The 18,688-nt window shown below is 70.8% G+C and carries 17 protein-coding genes; 7 read left to right on the forward strand and 10 right to left on the reverse strand.

What is annotated here, in order from left to right; translation table 11 throughout:
* Positions 1-8: 8 nt before the first annotated feature.
* From KBX34_RS15110 to KBX34_RS15130, 5 genes are all read right to left on the reverse strand, one after another.
* Positions 9-1,457: a GH1 family beta-glucosidase gene (locus tag KBX34_RS15110; RefSeq protein WP_307871403.1), complete on the reverse strand. Its 1,449-nt coding sequence runs from the start codon at positions 1,455-1,457 to the stop codon at positions 9-11.
* A complete protein-coding gene (locus KBX34_RS15115; RefSeq protein ID WP_088950363.1) occupies positions 1,454-2,287 on the reverse strand; it encodes a carbohydrate ABC transporter permease in 834 nt (277 codons plus the stop codon). Before KBX34_RS15115 ends, KBX34_RS15110 begins: the two co-directional genes overlap by 4 nt.
* Positions 2,284-3,273 (reverse strand): carbohydrate ABC transporter permease, encoded by a 990-nt coding sequence (locus tag KBX34_RS15120; protein WP_088950362.1) that lies wholly within the window; start codon positions 3,271-3,273, stop codon positions 2,284-2,286. Before KBX34_RS15120 ends, KBX34_RS15115 begins: the two co-directional genes overlap by 4 nt.
* A gap of 68 nt (positions 3,274-3,341) precedes the next feature.
* On the reverse strand, positions 3,342-4,649 hold the full coding sequence (locus tag KBX34_RS15125) for an ABC transporter substrate-binding protein (RefSeq protein ID WP_210925504.1): 1,308 nt from the start codon (positions 4,647-4,649) through the stop codon (positions 3,342-3,344).
* Positions 4,650-4,832: 183 nt separating this feature from the next.
* Positions 4,833-5,591 carry a maleylpyruvate isomerase family mycothiol-dependent enzyme gene (locus tag KBX34_RS15130; RefSeq protein ID WP_088950360.1) on the reverse strand — a complete coding sequence of 253 codons (759 nt, stop codon included), beginning with the start codon at positions 5,589-5,591 and terminating at the stop codon, positions 4,833-4,835.
* A gap of 69 nt (positions 5,592-5,660) precedes the next feature.
* Between KBX34_RS15130 and KBX34_RS15135 the strand changes: the two genes are divergently transcribed.
* A complete protein-coding gene (locus tag KBX34_RS15135) occupies positions 5,661-6,743 on the forward strand; it encodes a UDP-N-acetylmuramate dehydrogenase (RefSeq protein WP_210925506.1) in 1,083 nt (360 codons plus the stop codon).
* On the opposite strand, the gene KBX34_RS15140 is transcribed toward KBX34_RS15135, so the two are convergent.
* Both KBX34_RS15140 and KBX34_RS15145 read right to left on the reverse strand, forming a co-directional pair.
* Entirely contained in the window at positions 6,740-7,540 is an 801-nt protein-coding gene (locus KBX34_RS15140; protein ID WP_210925508.1) for a class I SAM-dependent methyltransferase, read from the reverse strand. The genes KBX34_RS15135 and KBX34_RS15140 overlap by 4 nt on opposite strands.
* Positions 7,541-7,620: 80 nt before the next feature.
* Entirely contained in the window at positions 7,621-8,388 is a 768-nt protein-coding gene (locus KBX34_RS15145; RefSeq protein WP_210791062.1) for an SDR family oxidoreductase, read from the reverse strand.
* Positions 8,389-8,591: 203 nt separating this feature from the next.
* On the opposite strand from KBX34_RS15145, the gene mshA reads away from it, so the two are divergent.
* From mshA to KBX34_RS34265, 3 genes are all read left to right on the forward strand, one after another.
* Entirely contained in the window at positions 8,592-9,956 is a 1,365-nt protein-coding gene (gene mshA / locus KBX34_RS15150) for a D-inositol-3-phosphate glycosyltransferase (protein WP_210791060.1), read from the forward strand.
* 57 nt (positions 9,957-10,013) lie between these two features.
* A complete protein-coding gene (locus KBX34_RS15155) occupies positions 10,014-10,529 on the forward strand; it encodes a YbjN domain-containing protein (protein WP_088952043.1) in 516 nt (171 codons plus the stop codon).
* A gap of 351 nt (positions 10,530-10,880) precedes the next feature.
* Positions 10,881-11,744: a hypothetical protein gene (locus KBX34_RS34265; protein ID WP_374223687.1), complete on the forward strand. Its 864-nt coding sequence runs from the start codon at positions 10,881-10,883 to the stop codon at positions 11,742-11,744.
* 372 nt (positions 11,745-12,116) lie between these two features.
* Here the strand turns inward: KBX34_RS34265 and KBX34_RS15165 are convergent, their stop codons facing one another.
* Both KBX34_RS15165 and KBX34_RS15170 read right to left on the reverse strand, forming a co-directional pair.
* Entirely contained in the window at positions 12,117-13,412 is a 1,296-nt protein-coding gene (locus tag KBX34_RS15165; RefSeq protein ID WP_210791056.1) for an MFS transporter, read from the reverse strand.
* Positions 13,413-13,510: 98 nt separating this feature from the next.
* Positions 13,511-14,797: an MFS transporter gene (locus KBX34_RS15170; RefSeq protein WP_210791053.1), complete on the reverse strand. Its 1,287-nt coding sequence runs from the start codon at positions 14,795-14,797 to the stop codon at positions 13,511-13,513.
* Positions 14,798-14,949: 152 nt separating this feature from the next.
* On the opposite strand from KBX34_RS15170, the gene KBX34_RS15175 reads away from it, so the two are divergent.
* Positions 14,950-15,717: a phosphoglyceromutase gene (locus KBX34_RS15175; RefSeq protein WP_141911319.1), complete on the forward strand. Its 768-nt coding sequence runs from the start codon at positions 14,950-14,952 to the stop codon at positions 15,715-15,717.
* 64 nt (positions 15,718-15,781) lie between these two features.
* Here the strand turns inward: KBX34_RS15175 and phoU are convergent, their stop codons facing one another.
* A complete protein-coding gene (gene phoU / locus KBX34_RS15180; RefSeq protein ID WP_088952041.1) occupies positions 15,782-16,435 on the reverse strand; it encodes a phosphate signaling complex protein PhoU in 654 nt (217 codons plus the stop codon).
* Between the two features lie 204 nt (positions 16,436-16,639).
* On the opposite strand from phoU, the gene KBX34_RS15185 reads away from it, so the two are divergent.
* Both KBX34_RS15185 and KBX34_RS15190 read left to right on the forward strand, forming a co-directional pair.
* Positions 16,640-17,923 (forward strand): cell wall metabolism sensor histidine kinase WalK, encoded by a 1,284-nt coding sequence (locus KBX34_RS15185; protein WP_210925512.1) that lies wholly within the window; start codon positions 16,640-16,642, stop codon positions 17,921-17,923.
* Positions 17,924-17,946: 23 nt separating this feature from the next.
* Positions 17,947-18,630, forward strand: coding sequence for a response regulator transcription factor (locus KBX34_RS15190; protein WP_210791049.1), 684 nt, complete (start codon positions 17,947-17,949; stop codon positions 18,628-18,630).
* Positions 18,631-18,688 lie beyond the last annotated feature (58 nt).

Consider the following 18,688-nt stretch of genomic DNA (forward strand, 5'->3'; position numbering starts at 1 on the left):
CCCGCTTGTCACAGCCCGTTCCGGGAGATCACCTCCTGGTACCACCGGGCGCTGGCCTTCGGTGTGCGCCGCTGGGTCAGGTAGTCGACGTGCACGATCCCGAACCGCTTGCGGTAACCCTCCGCCCACTCGAAGTTGTCCAGCAATGACCATACGAGATAACCGCGCAGGTCCACGCCCCGGGAGATCGCCTCATGCGCCGCGCGCAGGTGCCCGTCGAGGTAGGCGATGCGATCGGTGTCCATGACCTGCGTCGGCCCGTCGGGCGAGTCGGCGCCCGGCTTGTCAGGGAACGCCCCACCGTTCTCGGTGATCAGCAGGGGCACGCCGGGGTAGTCGGTGGCGATCCGTTCCAGCAACCGGGTCAGCCCGGCCGGCTCGATCATCCAGCCCATGTCGGTCAGTGGCCCGGTCGGTGGCACGAAGTGCACAGCGCCCTCGGTGCCCGGGTAGGCGTCGTTGCCGGCGCCGTCGGGTCGGCCGGCCACGTAACCGGGCGCGTAGTAGTTGATCCCCAGCAGGTCGATCGGTGCGGCGATCAGCTTCTCGTCACCGTCGCGGATGAACGTCGGCTCGATGATCCGCGCCACGTGCTCGCGGACGTCGTCCGGGTAGCCGCCGGCCAGCAGCGGGTCGAGGAAGATCCGGTTGTGCAGGCCGTCGACCAGGCGCACCGCGGCGGCGTCCGCCGCGCTCTCCGGGTCGGCCGGTCGCACGTCGGCCGGGTTGACGGTGATGCCGACGCTGCGCGCGCCGGCTGACCGCAGCGCCCGCGCCGCCAGGCCGTGGCCCAGCAGCAGATGGTGTACGGCGGTGAAGGCCGCTCCCGGGTCCTGCTCGCCCGGGGCGTGCACCCCGTTGCCGTAGCCGAGGTAGGCCGAGCACCACGGCTCGTTGAGCGTGGTCCACACGTCGATCCGGTCGCCGAGGCGGGCGTACACGGCGGTGGCGTAGGTGGCGAAGTGCTCGGCGGTGTCCCGGTTGGTCCAGCCGCCACGGTCGCCCAGGGCCTGCGGCAGGTCCCAGTGGTAGAGGGTGACGATCGGGTCGATTCCCCGGTCGAGCAGCGCGTCGGTGAGGCGGTCGTAGAAGTCCAGCCCACGCGGGTTGGCCGGGCCGGTGCCGTCGGGCTGGATGCGGGGCCAGGCGACCGAGAAACGGTACGCCCGCAGGCCCAGCTCGGCCATCAGCGCCACGTCGTCGGCGTACCGGTGGTAGTGGTCGCAGGCGACGTCGCCGGTGTGGCCCTGGTACACCTTGCCCGGCGTACGGCTGAAGGTGTCCCAGATGGACGGACCGCGACCGTCGTCGCGGGCCGCGCCCTCGATCTGGTACGCGGCGGTGGCCGCCCCCCAGAGGAAATGGTCGGGGAAACGGAGTTCGTCGACGCCACCGCTTCGCGGCGTCGTCGACGCCTCGTTGCTGTGCCTGCTGGTTGGCTCGCTTCGCTCGCTCACGCCTTGACCGCACCTTCCATGATCCCGCCGATGATCTGCCGGCCGAACAACACGAAGACCAGTAGCAGGGGCAGCGTCGCGATCGCTGTCCCGGTGAACACCTGCGACATGTCCTGGTAGTAACCGTCCGACAGCGCCCGCAGGGAGAGCTGCACTGTGGGATTCGCCGGGTCGTTCAGCACAGCGTACGGCCACAGGAAGTCGTTCCAGGTGGTCATGAACGTGAGCAGGCCGAGCACGGCGGCGGCGGGGCGCAGCGCGGGCACGACGACGTGCCACCAGATCCGGGCGGTGCCGCAGCCGTCCATCCGGGCGGCCTCGATCAGCTCGTCGCTGATGGCCTGGCCGGCGTACTGCCGCATCATGAACACCCCGAACCCGGTGACCAGCACCGGGACGATCACCGCGGGCAGCCGGTCGTTCCACTGCAGCCGGGTCATCAGCAGGTAGAGCGGGATCAAGCCGAGCTGGGTCGGCACCATCATCGTCGCGATGATGACCAGCAGCAGCGCGTTGCGGCCGCGGAACCGCAGCTTGGCGAACGCGAACCCGGCCAGGCTGGAGAAGAACACCACGGACACGGTGACCGTGGTGGCCACGATCGTCGAGTTGATCAGGCCGGTGGCGAAGTACGCGTCGGTGTTGTCGAACAGCCGGGAGATGTTCGCGCCCAGGTTGCCGCCGGGGGTGACCGGGGGTGGCAGTTGGCCCATCGCGTCGTTGGAGCGGCTGGCGACGACGATCATCCACCAGATCGGGAAGATCGACAGGCCGGCCGCGACGACCAGGGCCAGGTAGGTGAGCGGGCTGGCCCGCCAGAGCCGGCTCATCGCGCCGATCCCTTCCGTGCGTCGGGGCGCGATCCGCCGCCGAGGCGGCGCAGGATCAGCACATTGACCACCGCGACGATCGCGATGAGCGCGAAGAGCAGCCAGGCGACCGCCGAGCCGTAGCCGAAGTTGTAGTGCGGGGCGAAGGCGTTCTCGAACATGTACATGGTCAGGGTCTGCGACTCGCGCAGCGGCCCGCCGCGGATCGGGTTGGTGCCGGAGTGGAACATCCGGGGCTCGGTGAAGAGCTGCAACCCGCCGATGGTGGCGATGATGGTGCAGAAGATGATCGTCGGCTTGAGCAGTGGCACGGTGACCGACCAGAACTGCCGCGCCCGGTTGGCGCCGTCGATCGCCGCGGCCTCGTACAGGTCCCTGGGGATGGCCTGCATGGCGGCCAGCAGGATCAGCGCGTTGTAGCCGGTCCACCGCCAGTCGACCATGGCGGAGATGGCCACCCAGGAGGCGAACCGGTTGGACTTCCAGCCGATGGGGTCCATCCCGACCAGGTCGAGCAGCCAGTTGATCATGCCGAACTCACGGCCGAAGAGCACTCCGAACACGATCGCCACGGCGGCGGTGGAGGTCACGTTGGGGACGAGCACCGCCATCCGCCAGCCGGTACGCGCCCGTAGGCCCCGGTTGAGCAGATTGGCCAGCCAGAGCGCGGCGAGCAGCTGTGGGACGGTGGAGATCACGAAGATGCCCAGCGTGTTGACCAGCGCGTGCCAGAAGTCGGTGTCGGCGAGCAGCCGCGTGTAGTTCTCGGCGCCGACGAACGGGTGGTCGGTGCCGAGCAGGTCCCAGTCGTGCAGCGAGACCCAGAAGGTGTACGCCAGCGGGTAGGCCCCGAAGATCGCGAAGATCAGGAAGAACGGGGCGATGTAGAGGTACGGCGAGAACCGGGTGTCGAGCCGGCTGAAGCGACCTGTCGGACGCGGGGGTGCCGGTGCGACCGGCGGGCGGGCTTCGAGCTGGGCGGTCATGCCCGGGGACTCCTTTCGCCGTGCGGGCGGACTCCGGGGACCGGGGCCCGCCCGCACGATCGTTCGGGCTACTTGGCGGCGGCCTTCTTGGCGTTGGTCACCGCGTCCGTCCAGCCCTGCGCGGGGCTGCGCTGGCCCAGCTCCACGGTCCGCACGGCGTTCTCCACCTCGGTGCGGACGGCCTGGTTCTTCGGGCCCATGTAGACCGGCTTGAGGCTCTTCGCGCCGGTGCCGAAGATCGAGCCGACGGGCGCCCCGGAGAAGTACGTGTTGGTCGCGCCGGTGATCGCCGGGTCGTCGAGCGCCTGCGGGGACGAGGGCAGCGGGCCCTTGGCCTTGAACGCGCCGATCTGACCCTTGGCGCTGGTGAGGAACTTGGCCAGCTCGATCGCCTTCGCCTGGTGCTTGCTCTGCTTCGGCACGGCGAGGTGCGACCCGCCCCAGTTGCCGCCGTTGCCGGGCACCCGTGCGATGTCCCACTTGCCCTGGGCCGTCGGGCCCGCGTTGGCCTCGATGACGCCGGTCATCCAGGCGGGGCAGGCGATGGTGGCGAACTTCGACTGCTTGAAGGCGGACACCCACTCCTCCGACCAGGAGCCGTACTTGCCGGAGAGGCCCGAGTCGATGATGTCCATGGTGGTGTCGTAGGCCTGTCGCACGGCCGGGTTGCTGTCGACGACCAGCTTCTCGCTGGTGTCGTAGTAGCTGTAGCCACTGCTGTTGCCGGCGGTCTGCAGCAGGATCGTGTTGAACGTGTTGGTGGCCGCGTCGAGGAAGGACGCCCCGGTCTTGGCCGCGGCGAACTTCTCACCGGTGGCGATGTAGTCCGGCCAGGTGGGCCAGAGCTTGGAAACCTCGTCGCGCTCGGTGGGCAGGCCGGCCTTCTCGAAGAGGTCCTTGCGGTAGCACATGGCGATGCCGCCGACGTCGGTGCCGAGGCCGATGAGCTGCTTGCCGTCGGCGGTCAGGCCGGCGTTCCACTTCCATTCGAGGAAGTTGCCCTTGAGGTCGGCGGCGCCGTGGTCCAGCAGGTTGACGAAGTTGCCGGGGTTGGCCTTGTACTCGACCATCAGCCCCTCCTCGATGGCCACCACGTCGCCGGCGCCCCGGCCGGCGGCGAGCCACTGGGTGAGCTTCGGTGAGTACTCGTCGAGGTTGGTGCCGGTGCCGCGCTCGACGATCTTCACGTCGGGATTCGCGGCCATGTACTCCTGGTAGAGCTGCTCGTAACCGAACTGACCGAAGACGTCGACGGTCAGGGTGACGGGCCCGTCCCCGCTCTGCTCGTCGCCGCCACCGCAGCCGGCGGTGACGAGCAGGGCGGTGGTCGCGGCGAGGGCTACCGCGGCGAGCCGGCGGCGCGGGAAGACAGCCATGGGTTTCGACCTCTCTCAAGGTGGTCGGTGGTGGCAGATGGTTAAGAGAGCGCTCTCACGGACAGGGTGCTGGGACGTGTCCGGCCCTGTCAAGAGAGCGCTCTCTTTGATATCCCGACGTGACCCACGACGAGTTCGAGGGCGCCCCCGTCAATGGGTGACGCCCTCGTCGAAGAGGCCCGCTCAGTCGGGGCGCAGACCCTCCAGCAGGCCCCGGTCGCCGGCGACATCCAGCGTCTCGAAGCTCACCCGACCCCAGAGCGCCAGCAGCAGGTCGCTCGCGTTGCCGCTGACCTGCGCCCGGGCATGGTGGTCGTCGTGGTCGAAGATGGTCGCGGTGTCGAGCAGTGCCACCCCCTCGCCGCGCAGCCGCAGATACCAGTCCTGGGCCGCGTCGGTCGCGGAAAGCTGCACCACCCCGTGCCAGTCGCCCGGCACGTGCCGCCGGCCCGCAGGCAGCCAGGTGTCCAGAACCTCGCTCACCCCGTCGGCCGCCAGCTTCGCCTCGACCGGGTCACCGGCCCCGATGGCGAGCTGGGCGTCCCAGCGGTGCACCGCCGTCTCGTGAGCCATCCGACGCGGCCAGAAGCCGGCCTTCTTCGGCTGCGGCGCCCAGTTCCACGCCGGTGCCTCCGGGTCGAGGCCGTCGAAGACGGTCAACAGCCGGTCGTACCCCTGCTGCCAGAGCTGGAGCGGGCTCACGCCCGGGTCCGCCTCGAGCGGCTCGCGGCGGGCCGGCTGCGCGGTCGCGCCGGAGCCGACGAACGACGACACCCAGTGATAGATGCCAGCGAGGTGCAGTGTCAGGTCGTTGACCGTCCAGCCCGGACAGGACAGCACCGGTGTCTCCGGCGGCGCCTCGGCCACCGCCGCCGCGAATGCCGGACCCTCCGCCCGGAGCGCCCCGATCCAAAAATCCTTGCTGCCCTGCAGTCTGCTCATCGCCATCCTCCCGGGGGTGCCGGGCGACCAGTGGGTGCCACGGCTACTACTCAGCCTAAGGTGAAGGGCGTGCCAGACGCCTCCGCCCAGCCGACAACCGCAGCCGATCGTGCCATCCCTGGTCCACTGGCCAGCTACACGACTCTAGGGATGGGTGGGTCGGCCGCGCGCATCGTCGCCGCCGGCAGTGCCGAAGAGATCATCCGCGCGGTCCGGGACGCGGACGAGCAGGTCCTGGTCCTGGCCGGTGGCAGCAACCTGGTGATCGGCGATTCCGGCTTCCCCGGCACCGTCGTCCTGGTGCGCTCCCGGGGCCTGCGCGTCGTCGCGGAGGACGCCGGGTCGGTCACCGTACGGGTCGAGGCCGGCGAACCGTGGGACGACCTGGTCGCCGCCACGGTCGCCAACGGCTGGGCCGGTCTGGAGTGCCTCTCCGGCATCCCCGGCTCGACCGGGGCAACCCCGATCCAGAACGTCGGCGCGTACGGCCAGGAGGTCGCCGAGACGATCACCGGCGTCGAGGTGTACGACAGGGTCGAGGGCACCCGCCAGATCATCCCCGCCGCCGACTGCGGGTTCGCCTACCGAGGCAGCATCTTCAAGTACGCGGACCGCTGGGTGGTGCTCTCCGTCGACTTCCGGCTCACCCGGTCCCCGCTCTCCGGGCCGGTGCGCTACGCCGAGCTCGCCAGGGCGCTCGGTGTCGAGGTGGGCGACCAGGTGCCGCTGGCGGACGCCCGGGCGGCGGTGCTGCGGCTGCGTGCCGGCAAGGGCATGGTGCTCGACGCCACCGACCCGGACACCCGCTCCGTCGGCTCCTTCTTCACCAACCCGGTGCTCGACGGGGCGACGTACGAGCTGCTCCGGGAACGCGCCGCCGACATCGGTGACCCGCCCGCCTGGCCGGGAGCCGACGGCATGGTCAAGGTCAGTGCGGCCTGGCTGATCGACAAGGCCGGCTTCACCAAGGGTCACCTCGGCCCGGGCGGGACGGCCATCTCCAGCAAGCACACGCTCGCCCTCACCAACCGCAGCGGCACCGCCCACACCGCCGACCTGCTGGCCCTGGCCCGCGACATCCGCGACCAGGTCCACGCCCGCTTCGGCGTAACCCTCCACCCCGAACCAGTCCTGGTGAACTGCGCCCTCTAACCAGCTCGCGCCGGGAGGGGCCAGGGGAGGGTCAACTCGCCCTGGCGCCAGCGGCTGGGGCCGTCGAGGACGGGCCAGCCGGTCTCGCGGAGGCGGCTCACCGCTCTGAGCCAGCGTTGGCGGGGGCCGAAGGTGGCGTACGGGGCGGCGGTCTGCCAGGCGTCGTCCAGCGCGCGGATCAGATCGTGCACCGGCTCACCGGGAACGTTGCGGTGGATCAGCGCCTTGGGCAACCGCTCGGCCAGCTCCGCGGGGCTGCCCAGCGTGGTGAGCTTCGCCGCGAGAGTCAGCGTCCGGGGGCCGTGGGCGTCGATCAGCAGCCAACTGGCGAGGCGGCCCAACTCGTCGCACGTGCCCTCGACGAGCGCCCCACCCGGGGCGAGCGCGGCGGTCATCGTCCGCCAGGCGTCCGGCACCTCGCTCTCGTCGTACTGTCGGAGCACGTTGAACGCGCGGACCAGCACCGGCCGGAGCCCGGCCAGCTCGAACCCACCCCGGGCGAACGTGAGGCCGGGTGGGTCGGCGGCCGGCGCCGCCGCGGCCACCCGGGCCGGGTCGATCTCCAACCCGACCAGCCGTACGTCCGGACGCACCCCCGCCGCCAGCCGAGCGCGCAACTCCACAGCGGTCACCGGGGTGGCGCCGTAGCCGAGGTCGACCACCAGGGGGTCGGCCGCCGCCGACAGCCGGTCGGCACAGGTGGCGACGATCCAGTTGTCCACCCGACGCAGTCGATTCGGGTTGGTCGTGCCCCGGGTGACCACGCCGAGCGGCCGACGCCGCGCCGCGCCGCTCATACCCGGCTCACTCCTCGCGCCTCACTGGCCGCTGGTGTTCGCGACTGCGGGGCTCGCAAACCCGGCTCACTCCTCGCGCCTCACTGGCTGACTCGGTGCACCTTGTGCTGGGCGGCCTGCGCCCGTGGCCGGACCACCAGCCGGTCGATGTTGACGTGCTCCGGGCGGGTGGCGCACCAGGCGATGCAGTCGGCGACGTCCTCGGCGACCAGCGGCCCCGGCACCCCGGCGTAGACGGCGGCCGCCCGTTCCGCGTCACCCTCGAAGCGGACCAGCCCGAACTCGTCGGTCTTCACCATGCCCGGGTCGATCTCGATCACCCGCAGCGGGCGGCCGCACAGCTCCAGACGGAGAGTGCCGGCGATGGCGGTCTGCGCGTGCTTCGCCGCCGTGTAGCCGCCCCCACCTTCGTAGACGGTCAGGCCGGCGGTGGAGGAGACCACCACGATGGTGCCGGAACCGGACGCCTCCAGCGCGGGCAGCAGGGCCTGGGTGACCCGCAGCGTGCCGAGCACGTTGACGTCGTACATCCACTGCCAGTCGGCGACCGAGCCGGACTCCACCGGGTCCAGTCCACGTGCCCCGCCGGCGTTGTTGACCAGCAGGGTGACCGGCCCGGGTGCCTGGTCGGCGGCCTCGGCCAGCGCGGCCACCGACTCGTCCGAGGTGATGTCGCAGGTCACCGCGGTGGCCTGCCCGCCGGCGGCGGTGATCTCGGCGACCAGGTCGGCGAGGCGTTCGGCGCGGCGGGCGGCGGCGAGCACGTAAAAGCCCTCGGCGGCGAGCCGACGGGCGGTGGCCGCGCCGATCCCGCTGGATGCTCCGGTGACGATGGCGACAGAGGTCATTTCGACATTGTCCCCCGGCCGCACGACCCGCCCCGACCGGGCGCGGGGGCAGCCACTGACGGCGTCCCGGTGATGAGGTCCGTCACCCATGGGGGCCGTGCCGGGAATTTCCGAAGCCCGATGGGGAAGATGACATCCGGCGTACAGGTTGACCGAGAAGCGCCGGTCGTGCGGACGGCATCAACCGTGGCAAAGGAGCGGATGTGGCGGAAATGCACACCGGTGTCGGGCGTCAGCGAGGTGCCCAACCGTGGCCCCGGCCTCGCCGCATAGCCACCCTGTCGGTACACACCTCCCCCCTGCACCAGCCCGGCACGGGCGACGCCGGCGGAATGAACGTCTACATCCTCGAAGTCGCCCGGCGGCTCGCCGAGGCCAACGTCGAGGTGGAGATCTTCACCCGGGCCACCTCCGGCGACCTCCCCCCGGTTGTCGAGATGGCACCCGGCGTGCAGGTCCGGCACATCACCTCCGGGCCCCTGGAGGGCCTCACCAAGGAGGAACTGCCCGGCCAGCTCTGCGCCTTCACCGCAGGGGTGCTGCGCGCCGAGGCGTCCCGCCCGCCGGGGCACTACGACCTGATCCACTCCCACTACTGGCTTTCCGGCCAGGTCGGCTGGCTGGCCAAGGAGCGGTGGGGTGTGCCGCTGGTGCACACCGCGCACACCCTCGCGAAGGTCAAGAACGCCCAGCTCGCTGCCGGTGACCGACCAGAGCCGAAGGCTCGGGTGATCGGCGAGGAGCAGGTGGTCGCCGAGGCGGACCGGCTGGTCGCCAACACCCGGGTCGAGGCCAGCGACCTCCTCGACAGGTACGACGCCGACCCCGCCCGCGTGTCCGTCGTACAGCCGGGTGTCGACCTGGGCCGGTTCCGGCCCGCGCCGGGCGAGCGGTCCGCGGCTGCCCGCGAGGCTCGCCGCCGGCTGGGGCTGCCGGCCGAGGGGTACGTCGTCGCCTTCGTCGGTCGGATCCAACCGCTCAAGGCCCCCGACGTGCTGATCCGCGCGATCGCCGCGCTGCGGGAGCGCGACCCGGCACTGGCCGACCAGGTGACAGTGGTGATCTGCGGCGGGCCCAGCGGCAGCGGCCTGGACCGGCCGACCGCCCTGATCGAGCTGGCCGGCACGCTCGGCGTCACCGACGGGGTGCGGTTCCTGCCCCCGCTCACCGGCGACGATCTGCCCGCGCTGTACCGGGCCGCCGATCTGGTCGCCGTGCCGTCACACAACGAATCGTTCGGGCTGGTCGCCCTGGAGGCACAGGCCTGCGGTACGCCGGTGCTGGCCGCCGCCGTCGGAGGACTGGTCACCGCCGTACGGGATCACGTGAGCGGCGTACTGATCGACGGCCACGACCCGGTCGACTGGGCACGTGCGCTGGGCCGCCTGCTGCCGGACCGGGCACTCCGGGCGGTGCTGGCCCGCGGCGCCGAGCAGCACGCCCGGCAGTTCTCCTGGGACCGCACGGTCACCGGCCTGCTCGGCGTGTACGGCGAGGCGATCGCCGTGCACCGCGCCCGACTCGCGGCGGACCTGGCCGGTGATCCGGCGCTGTCCTGCTCCTGGTGACCGGGTACACCGGTCGCCAACCGGTGCGTCGGCCGGGTCGGTCGTAGAGTGGGTCCGGTGAGCCCGAAGAGCGATCTTGCGACCCTGATCGAGTCGGTCTGTGCCGAGCGTGACCTGGCCTGGGAGTCGACCGGCCCCGGCTCGTACGCGGTGACCCTGCCGGGCACCCACAAGCTCAAGACGATCTGCAATTTGATCGTCGGCGAGCACGCGCTGCGCATCGAGGCGTTCGTGATGCGTCAGCCGGACGAGCGCCGCGAGGAGCTGTGGGCCTGGCTGTTGCAGCGCAACGCCCGCATGTACGGCGTCTCCTTCTCCACCGACGCGGTCGGCGACGTGTACCTGACCGGTCGGGTCAACCCGGCCGGCGTGGACGCCGACGAGTTGGATCGGCTGCTCGGTTCCGTGCTCACCTACTCCGACGAGTCGTTCGACACGATGCTGGAGATCGGCTTCGGCAGTTCGATCCGGCGGGAGTACGAGTGGCGGGTCAAGCGCGGCGAGTCGACAGCCAACCTGGCCGCGTTCGCCCATCTCTTCGAGCCCTCCGGCTCCGGCCCCGACCCGGCCTGACCACACAGCTGCACCGCGCTCGGCGCCCGCGCCTCCGACATGAGGGTGGTTCGGACTGCTCCTGACGGGTATGCCGCACCGCGCGGTGCGGCAAGGGACCCCCGCGCGCCGAGGACGGAGTGCCAAGGAGCGGAGCATCTCATGGCTCAGCGGAACAGCTCAGGTCGCGGCGCGACTGCGACCAGGACGAAGCGACAGGCCGGCAACCAGACGCCGGGTACCCCGGGAGTCTCCGAGTCGGAGATCTCCCGGATGCGGGTGGACGACATCCGAGGGCAACTGCGCAAACGCGGGGTCTCCGGGATCTCCGCGCTGCGTAAGCCCGACCTGGTGAAACAGTTGGTGCGCTCGATGCGGGCCGGCGCGGGTCGGAGCAGCACCGGCCCGTCGGGTCGGGCCACCGGAACCAGGGCGTCGGCGGGTCGTGCCGCCGCCACCAAGAAGTCGGCGGCGAGGGCGGCGCCGAGCCGGGCGAAGGCCGCGCCGGCGAACAAGAGCGCACCGGCGAAGCGGGCCGCGGCGAAGAAGACGACCGCCGCCCGCAAGTCGACGGCGGCCAAGCGGACGACGGCGGCGAAGAAGACGACAGCCGCGAAGAAGACGACAGCCGCCAAGAAGACGACGGCGGCGACGTCGATGGCCGCGCGCAGGACGGCGACGGCCCGCACGGCGCCAGCCCGCAAGGCGCCGGCAAAGAAGGCACCGGCGCGGCCGGCGGCGAAGCGTACGGCAGCGGCGAAGCGCACGACGGCGAAGCGGGCGGCGCCCGCCAAGCGCACAACGGCAAAGCGTGCGGCCCCTGCCAAGCGCACCGCGCCGGCCGGTGGCGGCGCGGCAGCCGGGGGGATCCGAACCGGACGGGGAACCGGACGGTCGGTCCGCAGCTCACAGGTGATCTCGTCGTTGACGGATCGGCCGGAGCGGCCCGGGCGGAGCCTGATCACCGCCAATCACGAGGTGATCCAGCGCTGGGCCCGGGAACGCGGGGCAAAGCCGGCGACCATCGCCGGCACCGAGCGGGACGGTCGAGCGGGTGTGTTGACCTTCAACATCCCCGGATACCGGGAAAGCAGCCGGATTCGGGAAATCACCTGGGATGACTGGTTTTATACTTTCGACCTGCGCAAGCTGAACCTGATTTATCAGGAACAGATGCGCGACGGCCGGCAGAGCAACTTCTTCCGGACCGAGTCACCCGATCGGGAAGACGGTTAGGCGTTTGCGGGAATGGCTGCCGGGTACGCGGCTGTTGCCAATGACCGAGGCCGGAACAGCGGATACTCGCCAGTTGTGACGGGCGAGACAGCCGATCTGGGTTGAATCCAGAATCCGGGCGAACTAGCTTTATTGCACCGCACCACGCTTGGAAACGTTCGGGGGAGCGGCGGATCGATCAGATCCGCGCACCAGGCGAGGTGCGAGGGGACGGGTGGACAACCGTTGGGGGACGGTTACCACCTGTTTGGACCGGCGGCGTGAGCGGGCGACGCTTACGGGGGTGAGTGTCTGCCCGCCGCCGCCGGCCCCACCGGCGGGCGCCCACCATGACTTTCGGGTCGTGGCGGGCGCTTTGCCGTGGAATGCCGATTACGCCGTTGGGACGCGATCTGCGCTTGTTGTCGATTCCGGCCGGGCGGCCTGACGCAGCGCGGCGACGTGTCGTTCCCGGGATGGCCCGGCCAGCAGATGCCCGAGCGCGGCCAGCAGGCCCACCCCACCCACGATCAGCCAGTGCAGGTCGCCGAGGTGCTGAAGGCTCACTCCGCCGAGGGTGGGAGCGATGAAGGCGGCTGCCGGGAACGTCAGGTAGAAGACCGACTGGTAGCGCGCGCGCAACTGCGGCGGTGCCAGGTCGGCGTTGATCTGCGCGTTGGGCGGGGCGGCGAGCATCGAGCCGATCGTCCAGACCACCGCGGCGCCCAGGTAGACGGCCAGTTCGTCGGCGACGACCAACACCCCGAAGCCGAGCGCCAGCAGTGCGGTGGAGGCGGCCAGCACGACGTCCTTGCGGTGCCGGTCGATCAGCCGGGGCACGAACAGTTGCCCGATCACGATCAGCGCGCCGCCGAGTGCCACCACCACCCCGTACGCCGACGGGCCCAGGCCGTCTGCCCGCATGGCCAACGGCATGATCGTCGACGTCTGCATGGTGAGTACGGCCAGCACGAAGGTGAGCCCGACGAAGACCAGGAACGTGCGGTCGGTCAGCGCGGTGTGCAGCCCTGGCCGGCGGGGCCGGACGGACCTGGTGGCCGGACGAGCGGCCGGCGGACGGTCGGCTGTGGGCTTGGCCAGCCGCAGGGTTTCCGGCACCTTCCAGCCGATCACGGCGGCGGCGGTCAGAGTGGCACCGGCGTCGACCAGGAACAGCGCGGTGAAGCTCGCCTCGGCCAGCACCCCGGCGAGCAACGAGGCGACAGCCATGCCCAGGTTGAACGCCCAGAACTGGAGGTTGAAGGCGCGTGAGCGGCGTTCGGCGGGCACCACGTCGACGATCGCCGCGACGAACGCCGGGCTGGGCATCGAGTGGACCACGCCGACGAGCGCGGCGAGCACCGCGATCAGGAGAAGGGGTCGGCTGAAGGCGAGCGCCACCATCAGGGCGGCCGTTGCCAGGTGCGCGGCGAGCAGCGTCGCCCGGCGACCCCACCGGTCGGCGAGCACCCCGCCGAGCAGCACTCCGGCCGCTCCACCGGCCCCGTACGCGCCGACGACAGTGCCGGCCAGCCCGACGCTCGCCCCGCGTACGTCGGTGAGGTACAGCGAGAGGAACAGCATGGCGAAGGCGCCGGCCCGGTTGATCAGCAGGCCGGCCCAGAGGTACCAGAAGGTGGCGGGGAGTCCGCCTGCGGTGTCGTGCCACCAGCGCCGCGCGGCGTACAACCGACCTCCCTACAGTTCAGTTTATTAACCGTTTCACCTGCACGGTAGAAAGCCCAGGCCGCGTCGCGCCAGTTGAAGCCCGAACCTCGGGCGTGTCGTCAGACGGCGGCCTCGGCGGGCTGGGACCCCCGGGTGGCGGTGACCGGTGTCAGCGCCTCGCCGGAGCGGCGCAGCGCGGCGGCACGCCGCTCCCGGGCCGGCCCCGACACCAGGTGGGCCACCGCGGTCACGACGCCGAGCGCGGCACAGCCGTACCAGAGCGCGTCGTTGCCGATGTGCTCGCGCACCAGGCCGCCCAGGATCGGCGCGCTGGCCCCGGCGATCTGCCAGGAGAGCGAGAAGACGCCCTGATAGCGGCCGCGCAGCTCGGCGGGGGAGAGCTCGGCGATCAGAGTGGAGTTGGACGGCGAGTTCAGCATCTCGCCCACCGTCCAGATCAGCACGGTCAGCCCGTAGAACCAGGGGGTGCCGGCGAACGCGGTCAGCCCGAACCCGACGCCCATCACCACGGATGCCAGCGCGAGCACGTGTGAGCGGCTCCGACCCCGGATCAGTCGGGGCACGAAGAGCTGGCCGACCACGATCAGGATGCCGTTCAGCGCGATCACCGAGCCGTAGGTGGCCGGGCTCAGGCCGTCGTCGCCCATCGCGATCGGCAGCATCGAGATGTGCTGGAGGAAGACCAGCGCGGCGAACAGGTTGAGTGCCACGAAGCCGAGGTAGACCCGGTCGGTGAGGATCGTGCGCAGGGCGCCGCGCGGAGCCGTGGTGGTTGCGGTGGCGGTGACCGAACGGGCCTGTCGGGTCTCCGGCACCCGGCTGAAGATGATCAGCGCGGTGATCAGCATGGTGGCCGCGTCGACCACGAACAACAGCAGGTAGTCCGCCTGCGCGGCGAGACCGGCGAGGACGGCGGCGCAGGCGAAGCCCAGGTTGATCGCCCAGTAGTTGAGCGAGAACGCCCGCAGTCGGTCCTTCGCCGGCACCACGTCGATCATCATCGCGCCGAACGCGGGTCGGGCCGCCTCGGCGAACATGCCGAGCAGCAGGGCGCCCAGCGCCACCGCCCAGAGGTCCCGGGCCAGGCCGAGGCCGAGCATCATCGCGGCGGCGCCCACGTGTGCCGTGAGCAGCGTCGGCCGCCGGCCCCACCGGTCCGCGAGAGTGCCGCCGGCGGTGGTGCCGAACGCGCCGCCGACGCCCCACAGGCCGATCACCAGCCCGGCCTGCGAGGCCGAGAAGCCGCGTTCCTGGGTCAGGTAGATGGCGAGGAACACGAGGACGAACGAGCCGAGCCGGTTGATCAGGGTGCCCGACCACAGGTACCAGAAGGTGGTGGGCAGGCCGCCGGTGGTGTCCCGGAACCAGCTCCGCATCGTCCGCATATGGCGCCCCGCTTGCAAGTAATGACCGATATGACTGTCGCGCCTTACAACCCTAGTGGCGGGCCGAGCCGCTGGTCACCCGGATTTTCACGTGGTGGTCGTCACGACGGCTGCCCGCGTGTCCCCTCGGCGGTTGAGGCAGGATGATCCGCATGACTGCGAGCGAAGGGCCCACCGTCGGGACGCTGGTCCTGCTGCGACACGGTGAGAGCGACTGGAATGCCAAGAACCTCTTCACCGGTTGGGTGGACGTCGACCTGACCGAGAAGGGCGAGGGCGAGGCGAGGCGCGGCGGTGAGCTGATGCGCGAGCACAGCCTGCTGCCGGATGTCGTGCACACCAGCGTCATGCGCCGTGCGATCCGCACCGCCGAGCTGGCGCTCAACGCCGCCGACCGGCACTGGATCGCGGTGCGCCGGTCGTGGCGGCTCAACGAGCGGCACTACGGCGCCCTGCAGGGCAAGAACAAGAAGCAGACCCTCGACGAGTACGGCGAGGAGCAGTTCATGCTCTGGCGCCGGTCGTACGACACGCCGCCGCCGCCGATCGCGGACGACGACGAGTGGTCGCAGGTGGGTGACCCCCGCTACGCGCTGCTGCCCACCGAGCTGATGCCGCGCACGGAGTGCCTCAAGGACGTCGTCGACCGGATGCTGCCCTACTGGTACGACTCGATCGTGCCGGACATCCTGGCCGGCCGGACGGTGCTGGTGGCCGCGCACGGCAACTCGCTGCGCGCCCTGGTCAAGCACCTCGACCAGATCTCCGACGAGGCGATCGCCAAGCTCAACATCCCGACGGGCATCCCGCTGCGCTACGACCTGGACCCGCAGCTGCGCCCGCTCACGCTGGGCGGCACCTACCTCGACCCGACCGCCGCGAAGGCAGCCGCCGCGGCGGTGGCCAACCAGGGCCGCTGAACTGTCGGAAAGGGCCCCCTGTCACGCGCGAAGCGATGACCGGGGCCCTTTCTCGTCTCGTACGTCAGTTGCTGGTGGGCGCGCTCTGCCCGGTGATCAGGTAGATCACGTGCTCGCCGGCGTTGACCGCGTGGTCGGCGAAGCGCTCGTAGAAGCGACCCAGCAGGGTGGCGTCGATCGCGGTCTCCACCCCGTACGGCCAGTCGTCGCCGAGGAGCACCGCGAACAGGTTCTTGTGCAGCTCGTCCATGGCGTCGTCGTCGCCGTCCAGCTCGCTGGCGAGGTCGACGTCGGGCTTCGCCAGCACCGAGCCGATCTTCACCGCCATCCGGTCGGCGATCTCGGACATCTCGGTGAAGACCGTCCGTAGCTCGGCCGGGACGGCCGGGGAGGGGTGCCGGCGCAGCGCGGTCTTCGCCACGTGCTCGGCCAGGTCGCCCATTCGTTCGAGATCAGCGGCCACGTGCAGCGCGGTGATCATCGCCCGGAGGTCGGAGGCGACCGGCGCCTGTCGGGCGAGCAGGTCACAGACCCGCTCCTCGACGTGCCGGTAGAGGTCGTCGATCTCGGCGTCCCGCTCGATGACCGTCTCGGCGGCCTGCCGGTCGGCGGTGAGCAGGGCCCGGGTGGCCTGGCGCATGGCGGCGCGGACGCCCTCCGCCATGTCCACCAGCAGTTGGCTGACGATCTGGAGGTCGGCCCGGAACTCGTCGCGCATCATCACGTCCTGTGGTCGGTCGCCGCCGACGGGTGCCGGCGCAGGGGGTTGAGCAGGTGCGACGCCAACGGTAGGGCGCTCGGACGGACCCCGGATGAACCACGGTGAACGACGCCAGACGCGGGGGTGAACAGTTCTGAAAGTGAGGGTGGTTCGTCCCGATCTGTGTGGTAGCCAGGTTAACAATGACCCTACGATCGCCGGGTGGAGTGGGCAGTGGCGGTCGTGGTCGCCGTGGCGTTGGTGGCCGGGTTGGCCGCCGGTTTCCTGCTGCCCCGGTTCCTGCCCGCGCGGGACGGCCGCTCCACGTCGACGGGCGGCGCGAGCTCCCGCTGGAACAGGGGGAGGCCCGCGATAGCCGACGAGCAGCAGACCGGGCTCGGCCGCCGGACGATCGACTCGCTCCGGGCCGGTGTCGTGGTACTCGACAACGACGACGAGCCCGTGCTGATCAACCCGGCCGCCCGCGCGATGGGGCTTCTGCGTGCCGGCAGCAGCCCCGGCTCGATAGCCGCGCACCCGCTGATCCGTACCCTTGCCGGTCAGGTGCGACGCACCGGCGTGCGGCGCGAGATCGAGCTTGACCTGCCCCGAGGTCGCGACAGCGCGGGCGAGAACCCGCTCGGCGTGCACCTGCGGGCGATGGGTCTGGGCAACGGTTTCGTCGCCGTCGAGGCGGTCGACGTGACCGAGTCGCACCGGCTGACCCGGGTGCGACGCGACTTCGTGGCCAACGTGAGCCACGAGCTGAAGACCCCGATCGGCGCGCTTCAACTGCTGGCCGAGGCCCTGCTGGACGCGACCGAACCGGCCGACGCGGCGGCGCCCGACCTCTCCGAGGACCTGGTGGCCGCCCGCCGGTTCGCCGAACGGATCCAGCACGAGTCGACCCGGCTGGGCCGGCTGGTGCAGGAGTTGTTGGAGTTGACCCGGTTGCAGGGCGCCGAACCGCAGCCGCCACCGGAGCCGGTCGCGCTGGACTGGGTGATCGCCGAGGTCGTCGATCGGACCCGCACCACCGCCTCCGCCCGAGGTGTGGAGGTGACCGTGGACGGTCAGCGGGGCCTCACCGCGTACGGCAGCGACTCGCAACTCGCCACGGCAGTGGCGAACCTTGTGGAGAACGCCATCAACTACTCCGGCGCGGACACCGCGGTGCGGGTCACCCTGCGCGGCGACGACGAGCACGTCGAGATCGCCGTCGCTGACCAGGGCATCGGCATCGCGCCCACCGACGTGGACCGGATCTTCGAACGGTTCTACCGGGCCGACCAGGCCCGCTCGCGTGCCACCGGTGGCACCGGGCTCGGGCTGGCGATCGTGAAACACATCGCGAGCAACCATGGCGGACGGGTCGAGGTGTCGAGCACTCTTGGTGGTGGATCGACGTTCACCCTCCGGCTGCCTGCCAGTCCACCGGACGACCTCCTGGCGACACTGCCGCCGGTTGGGATCGAGTCCGGTCCGGCTGGGCTACGGCAGGTCTGACAGCAATGGAAAGGAAATCCCCGTTGAGCCGCGTTCTCGTGGTCGAGGACGAGGAGTCGTTCTCCGACGCCTTGTCGTACATGCTCCGTAAGGAGGGTTTCGAGGTTTCGGTCGCCGCGACCGGACCCGACGCCCTCACCGAGTTCGACCGGACCGGCGCCGACATCGTGCTGCTCGACCTGATGTTGCCCGAGATGTCGGGGACCGAGGTCTGCCGGCAACTGCGGCAGCGCTCGGCCGTGCCGATCATCATGGTCACCGCCCGGGACAGCGAGATCGACAAGGTGGTCGGGCTGGAGATCGGCGCCGACGACTACGTCACCAAGCCGTACTCGCCGCGGGAACTGGTCGCCCGGATCCGGGCGGTGCTGCGCCGGCAGAGCCCGGAGGTGGCCGAGGCGGGTGCCCCGACGCTGGCCGCCGGGCCGGTGCGGATGGACATCGAGCGGCACGTGGTGACCGTCGACGGCGGCGCTGTGCAGCTGCCGTTGAAGGAGTTCGAGCTGCTGGAGCTGCTGCTGCGCAACGCGGGCCGGGTGCTGACCCGTGGCCAGCTCATCGACCGGGTCTGGGGCGCCGACTATGTCGGTGACACCAAGACGCTGGACGTGCACGTGAAGCGGCTGCGTTCCAAGATCGAGCCGGAGCCGTCCGCGCCGCGTTTCATCGTCACCGTCCGGGGCCTGGGCTACAAGTTCGAGCCGTGATCGGCGTACCCGAAGGGGGTCTGCGTTCGACGCAGGCCCCCTTCGGGCTGTTGGCGCT

Origin of the sequence: Micromonospora sp. M61, assembly GCF_018070245.1 — a bacterium.
Lineage (GTDB): Bacteria > Actinomycetota > Actinomycetes > Mycobacteriales > Micromonosporaceae > Micromonospora > Micromonospora zamorensis.

Bases quoted from the DNA above. Each gene is read 5' to 3' on its own strand.
- KBX34_RS34265 (WP_374223687.1), top strand. From the start codon at position 10,881: ATGCGGGCCGGCGCGGGTCGGAGCAGCACCGGCCCGTCGGGTCGGGCC.
- KBX34_RS15120 (WP_088950362.1), bottom strand. From the start codon at position 3,273: ATGACCGCCCAGCTCGAAGCCCGCCCGCCGGTCGCACCGGCACCCCCG.
- KBX34_RS15170 (WP_210791053.1), bottom strand. From the start codon at position 14,797: ATGCGGACGATGCGGAGCTGGTTCCGGGACACCACCGGCGGCCTGCCC.
- KBX34_RS15115 (WP_088950363.1), bottom strand. From the start codon at position 2,287: ATGAGCCGGCTCTGGCGGGCCAGCCCGCTCACCTACCTGGCCCTGGTC.
- KBX34_RS15130 (WP_088950360.1), bottom strand. From the start codon at position 5,591: ATGAGCAGACTGCAGGGCAGCAAGGATTTTTGGATCGGGGCGCTCCGG.
- KBX34_RS15125 (WP_210925504.1), bottom strand. From the start codon at position 4,649: ATGGCTGTCTTCCCGCGCCGCCGGCTCGCCGCGGTAGCCCTCGCCGCG.
- phoU (WP_088952041.1), bottom strand. From the start codon at position 16,435: ATGCGCGACGAGTTCCGGGCCGACCTCCAGATCGTCAGCCAACTGCTG.
- KBX34_RS15145 (WP_210791062.1), bottom strand. From the start codon at position 8,388: ATGACCTCTGTCGCCATCGTCACCGGAGCATCCAGCGGGATCGGCGCG.
- KBX34_RS15140 (WP_210925508.1), bottom strand. From the start codon at position 7,540: ATGAGCGGCGCGGCGCGGCGTCGGCCGCTCGGCGTGGTCACCCGGGGC.
- KBX34_RS15175 (WP_141911319.1), top strand. From the start codon at position 14,950: ATGACTGCGAGCGAAGGGCCCACCGTCGGGACGCTGGTCCTGCTGCGA.